Consider the following 5,820-nt stretch of genomic DNA (forward strand, 5'->3'; position numbering starts at 1 on the left):
CGGCGTGCCGCCGGTCGGTGCAGCACCGGCCAGCGGATTCCCGGTCAGCGCGCCGCCGGCGAGTGCGGCGCCGGTGAGCGGCCCGCCGGCCGTCGGCGCACCACCGGCCCGTCCGACGAGCGGGCCACCCGGACAGCCCATCAGCGCACCACCCACCTTCCCGGTGAGCGGACCACCCGGACAGCCCATCAGCGCACCACCCACCTTCCCGGTGAGCGGACCACCCGGGCATCCGGTCAGTGGGCCGGCCGCGTACCCGGTCAGTGGCATGCCGGTCAGCGCCGCCCCGATCAGCGCCTCCCCGGTCAGTGGGTCGCCGGTGCCGCCGTGGGGGATGACCGCTCCACCGTGGAGCAGCATCGCCCCACCCCAACCGGTGGACCGCCCCGCCGGCCCGGAGCCCGAACCGACCGCCGAGCCGACGCCGGGGCACGGGGCGGAGCCGGACGACCCGGACGAGACGCCGGACGAGAGGCCATCGCTGCCGGTCTACGACGGGCTGCTCGACTTCCCCGAGCCGGCGAATCCGAACCGGCCCGAGTATCCGGAACGGCCTGCGTATCCGAACCAGGCCAGGTATCCGGACCAGGGCTCCCATCCGGACCAGGCCGCCTATCCGGACCAGGGCTCCTGGCCGGACCAGGGCTCCTGGCCGGCGGTACCGCCGTCGTTCCACCAGCCGGCCGCGTACCCGCAGGCGGAGGAGCCGGAGTCGGGCGGCCGCAACCGGACGGTGCTGGCCCTGCTGGTCGGCGGCGCGGTGCTGGCGGTGGTGGTCGCGGTCGGCGCGGGCGCGGTGTGGCTGAACCGGGACGCGGCGCCGCCGGCGCCGGCGCCGAGCGCGCCGAAGCCCAAGGTGACCGGGCCACCGCCCGGTGAGCTGCGGTTGCGGGACGACACCACCACGATCACGGTGACCTGGACCGACCCGACGAACGGCGGGGTGCCGTTCGTCGTGGCCGGTGGCCAGGCCGGGCAGAAGCTCGGCGTGATGGCCACGGTGGACGCCGGGCAGACCCGCTACACCGTGAACGGGTTGAGCGCGCGGTTGGACTACTGCTTCACCGTGTTGGCGGTCTACTCGACCGACTCGTACGCCACCTCCGGTCAGGTGTGCACGGACCGCGACGGCGGCGCTTCGCCGAAGTGAGCGGCCACCGACGACACGCTCGGTGTCCACAGGAGGACGGTGCGGGTTTCACCGGCTCCTGCCGGCCCCTATGATGGCTCCCGGCTCTGGGGAGGGTCGACCACGCGCGGCGTCCTCCCCCACCGACGCGGGGAGGCAGCCGCCAGTGACCACCATCGAGGACGTCACGAGCACCGGGCCGGAGACGGCCCGCCCCCGGTCGCGGATGCGCGGCGGCCTGGTGACCATCGGCACCGTGGCCGCGTTGCTGGCCGCGATGGGGCTGACCGTGCTCGGGCTGGGCGCCGCCGACAACGCGGTGGCCAACTACGACGCGTCCTCCTGGTTGTGGAGCACCACCCGCAGCGAGCTGGCCCGGGTCAACGGCGTCACCGCGCGGGTGGACACCCGGATGGAGGTGCCCGGCGGGCGGCGGCACCAGATGCAGGTCGCCCAGACCGACCGGCTGCTGATCCTGCGCGACCTCAACACCGGTCAGGTCAGCTCGCTGGACCTGGCGACGTTGCAGATCACCGCCACCACGCCGACCGCGCCGGGGTTCGGGGTCAGCGTGGCGCTGCACGAGGACGCGGCGTTCGTGGTGGACGCGGTGCAGGGCATCGTCCGGCAGCTCGACCCGCGGGCGCTGACCCCGGTGGGCGAGCCGGTCCGCTACCCGCCGGGCATCGCCGGCGGGACGTTCGACGGCGCCGGCAAGCTGTGGATCGCGGTGCCGAGCGAGGGCACCGTCTCGGCGGTCACCGCCGCCGACCTGCCGGACACCCCGGGTGACGCGCCGCCGGTCGGGCTCAGCCCGAAGCGGGTCGAGACGTACGAGGTGGCCGAGCCCGCGCACGAGCTGGTGGTGTCCACCCTGGACGAGGGTGTGGCGGTGCTCGACCGCACGTCCGCGTCGCTGGTGACCGTGGTCGGCGGCCGGACGCAGCGGGCCGGGCTGACCATGACCGCGCCGGGCAACCTGCCGCCGCGGACCAGCGGGCCGCAGGTGCCGGTCACCGTCCCCGGCGACCGGTCGGTGCACGTGGTCCGCGACGGCGCCGAGGTGAAGCGGTTCACGGTGCCCGGGGCCGGCGCGCGGCTCAGCCCGGCGGTGGCCTGGGCGGGCCGGTTCTACTGTGCCGACGAGAGCACCGGCGCGGTCTACTCGTTCGACGCGGCCGGCCAGCTGGTGGAGACGATCAAGGGCTCCGGCCGGCCCGGGCCGGTGGAGCTGGAGGTCCGCGAGAACCACCTGTTCATCAACCCGCCGGACTCGTCCACCGCCCAGGTGGTCGACGACCGCAACCGGGTCCGCGAGGTCAACAAGTACGCCAACGACGTGCTCGGCGGCGACCCGCCGCCGGCTCCCCCGCCGCCGCCCCCGCCGAAGAAGCCGAAGGTCGGCAAGCCGGGCGCGCCGAAGGCGGTCACCGCCGCCGCGGGCAACGCCTCGGCGCGGGTGAGCTGGCAGGCCGCCGCGTCCAACGGCGCCGAGATCGTCCGGTACGTGGTGGAGGGTGGCGGTCAGACCCACCAGGTGGGCGCCAACCAGCGCGCGCTGGAGATCACCGGCCTGACCAACGGTGAGACGTACACGTTCTCGGTGCACGCGGTGAACGCGAAGGGCGACGGTCCGGCGCGGCGCAGCAACCCGGTCGTGCCGACCGCCGAGGTGCCGGACCCGCCGGCCACGGTGACCGCCGAGGCCCGACCGGACGGCACGGTCCGGGTGAGCTGGCCCGAGGCCGACGGCCAGGGCAACACGGTCGCGAAGTACGCGGTGACCGCGACCTCGGCCGGCGCGAGCGCCCCGGCCGGCGAGTCGCCGAAGACCGAGCTGGTGGTGCCGGCCGGCCAGCTGGAGTACGGCACCCAGTACGCGTTCACGGTGACCGCGGTCAGCGACAGGGGCGCCGGGTCGAAGGCGTCGCCGGTGAGCAACACGGTGGTGCCGTTCACCGTGCCGAAGGCGCCGACCGAGCTGCGCGCGTCCACGGTGGCCGACCAGCCCGGCACGATCGCCGTGCAGTGGTCGCCGGCGGTGGACAACGGCCGGCCGGTGACGAAGTACGTGGTGGAGGCGGCCGGGAAGTCCGTCGAGGTGACCGACGTGCGGGCCACCGTGGGCGGGCTCGGCAACGGCCAGAACGTCACGGTGAAGGTCAAGGCGGTCAACGAGGCCGGCGACGGCCCGGCGGCCAGCACCACCGCGCGCACCGTGGCCGCGCCGCGGATCACGGTGACCGGCTCGTCGGCGGACGCCACCTCGGTGACGGTGACGTTCACCGTGGACGCCGGCGGCGGAAAGGCCACCTGCACGGCCGCGACCGGCGGGAAGACGGCGAGCGGCAGTTGCTCCAGCCTGCGGGTGACCGGGTTGACGCCGGGCACGGCGTACACGGTGACGCTGACCGCGACCAACGCCGCCGGCAAGGGCACGGCCAGCCGCGCCCAGACCACCGACCCGGTCTACGGCATCGCCACCTGCAAGAACGGCCCGGACGGGGACCAGCGGACGTACTGCAACAAGGACGTGCCCGGTCGCAACGGGAACGAGATCTTCAAGGTCACCCAGCAGGACGACGACCGGCAGGCCGGCTGGGTGCCGGACGGTACGCGGCTGCGCACGTACTGCAAGGCCAAGGGCGAGAACGTCGACGCCTGGATCTACAACAACGACAAGCAGAGCACCTGGTGGATCCAGGTCGCGTACGAGGGCAAGACCTACATCCCGTGGGCGTGGCTCAACCTGGAGGGCGGCGACAACCTCAACCTGCTGCCCACCTGCTGACCACCCCGTTTCCGAAAGGCCCACCGCCGTGAACACGCACGAACCGCTCAGCCAGCCGGAGGTGCAGGGCTTCGCCGCCCTCGCCGCCCGGCTGGCCGACAACGTCAACGCGGTCGTGCTGGGCAAGCCGCAGGTGGTCCGGCTGGCGTTGACCGCGCTGTTCGCGCAGGGGCACGTGCTGCTGGAGGACGTCCCCGGCGTCGGCAAGACCACGCTCGCCCGGGCGGTGGCGGCCACCGTCAAGGGGCAGTGGCGGCGGATCCAGTTCACCCCCGACCTGCTTCCCTCCGACGTCTCCGGCGTGACGATCTTCAACCAGGCCAGCCGCGGCTTCGAGTTCCACCCCGGGCCGGTGTTCGCGAACATCGTCATCGCCGACGAGATCAACCGGGCCTCGCCGAAGACCCAGTCGGCGCTGCTGGAGGTGATGGAGGAGCGGACGGTCACCGTGGACGGCGTACGCCACCCGGTGCCGCAGCCGTTCCTGGTGGTGGCCACGCAGAACCCGGTGGAGATGGACGGCACCTACCGGCTGCCCGAGGCGCAGCTCGACCGGTTCCTGGTGAAGCTCTCCGTCGGCTACCCGGACGAGGCGGTCGAGGTGGAGGTGCTGCGCGGCGCCACGGTCCGCTCCCCCGACTCGCTGACCGCGGTCACCGACACCGCCACCGTGGGCGAGATGGTGAAGATGGCCCGTCGGGTGCACATCGCCGAGCCGCTCTACGCGTACGCGGTGCGGCTGGCCGCGGCCACCCGGACCCACCCGCAGGTGCGGGTCGGGGTGAGCCCGCGCGGGGTGATCGCGCTGACCCGGGCGGCGTGCGCGTACGCGCTCATCGACGGGCGGGGCTGGATCATGCCGGAGGACCTGAAGGCGCTCGTCGAGCCGGTCTTCGCGCACCGGCTGCTGCTCACCCCGGACGCGCAGGTGCGGGGTGTCACGCCCGCCGAGGTGCTGCGCCAGGCGGTCGCCTCGGTGCCGGTGCCGCTGCCGTCCGGCCAGCCCGCCCCGGTGCACGGCTGAGCGTGGGGATCACCGCCCGTGGGGTCGGGCTGCTCGTCGCCGCTCTGGTGCTGCTCGGCGCCGGCTTCCGGTACGCGTACCCGGAGCTGACCGTGCTCGGCGCGGCGGCGGCCGTGGCGGTCGGCTACGCCGGGGTGACCGCCGCGTGGCGACCCCGGTTGAGCGTCGAGCGTCGGGCCGACCCGGACCGGGTGGCCCGCGGCGAGCCGGCGGCGATGGAGCTGACGGTGCGCAACACCGGCCGGCTGCGGGCGGCGAACCTGGTGGCCGAGGACCGCTGCGCCGGCGCTCTGGTGCCGGTGCCCCTGTTGCGGCTGCGCCCGGGGCGGGACACGGTGGTGCGCTACGCGGTGCCGACGCAGCGCCGGGGAGTGGTGCCGGTCGGGCCGCTGCGGGTCGTCCGCCGTGACCCGCTCGGCCTGGTGGCGCTGGCCCGCGGCTACGGCGACGCGGTCCCGGTGTGGGTGCACCCGCGGATCCACCCGCTGTCCGCGGTGCCCACCGGCGCGGGGCGCAGCCTGGACGGACGCACCGACAGCGTGCCGCACGGCTCGATCACGTTCGACTCGTTGCGGGAGTACGTGGTCGGCGACGAGCTGCGCCGGGTGCACTGGCGGACGAGCGCCCGGGTGGGCGAGCTGATGGTGCGGGAGAACGTGGACACCAGTCTGCCGCGCCTGGTGGTGGTGCTGGACAACCGGGCGTCCGCCCATCCGGGACGGGTGGCCGGGGTGGCGGAGTCGTTCGAGTCGGCCTGCGAGGCGGCCGCGTCGGTGGTGGCCGCCGCGGTGCGCGAGGACCTGCCGGTGCAATTGCTGCTCGTCGCGCCCGCCGAGGCCGAGCCCGCCGGGGCGGCCGGGCCGCTGGACCGCCTCG

The 5,820-nt window shown here is 74.7% G+C and carries 4 protein-coding genes and 1 pseudogene; 4 read left to right on the top strand and 1 reads right to left on the bottom strand.

Annotated features, from left to right (window positions below):
- Nucleotides 1–360: pseudogene (locus HUW36_RS23820) on the bottom strand (hypothetical protein); the annotation flags it as partial.
- Between HUW36_RS23820 and HUW36_RS23825 the strand changes: the two are divergent.
- The 4 genes from HUW36_RS23825 to HUW36_RS23840 all read left to right on the top strand — a co-directional run.
- Entirely contained in the window at nt 335–1,150 is an 816-nt protein-coding gene (locus tag HUW36_RS23825; RefSeq protein ID WP_174530219.1) for a fibronectin type III domain-containing protein, read from the top strand. The pseudogene HUW36_RS23820 and the gene HUW36_RS23825 overlap by 26 nt on opposite strands.
- Nucleotides 1,151–1,355: 205 nt before the next feature.
- Nucleotides 1,356–3,920 (top strand): fibronectin type III domain-containing protein, encoded by a 2,565-nt coding sequence (locus HUW36_RS23830; RefSeq protein ID WP_174530221.1) that lies wholly within the window; start codon nt 1,356–1,358, stop codon nt 3,918–3,920.
- A 28-nt stretch (nt 3,921–3,948) separates the two neighbouring features.
- Nucleotides 3,949–4,944 (top strand): AAA family ATPase, encoded by a 996-nt coding sequence (locus HUW36_RS23835; RefSeq protein WP_091573541.1) that lies wholly within the window; start codon nt 3,949–3,951, stop codon nt 4,942–4,944.
- Nucleotides 4,945–4,946: 2 nt separating this feature from the next.
- A partial coding sequence (locus HUW36_RS23840) for a DUF58 domain-containing protein (protein ID WP_174530220.1) occupies nt 4,947–5,820 on the top strand: 874 nt, incomplete at its 3' end.

It is taken from the genome of Micromonospora maritima, assembly GCF_902825405.1.
In the GTDB taxonomy this organism is placed as follows: domain Bacteria; phylum Actinomycetota; class Actinomycetes; order Mycobacteriales; family Micromonosporaceae; genus Micromonospora; species Micromonospora maritima.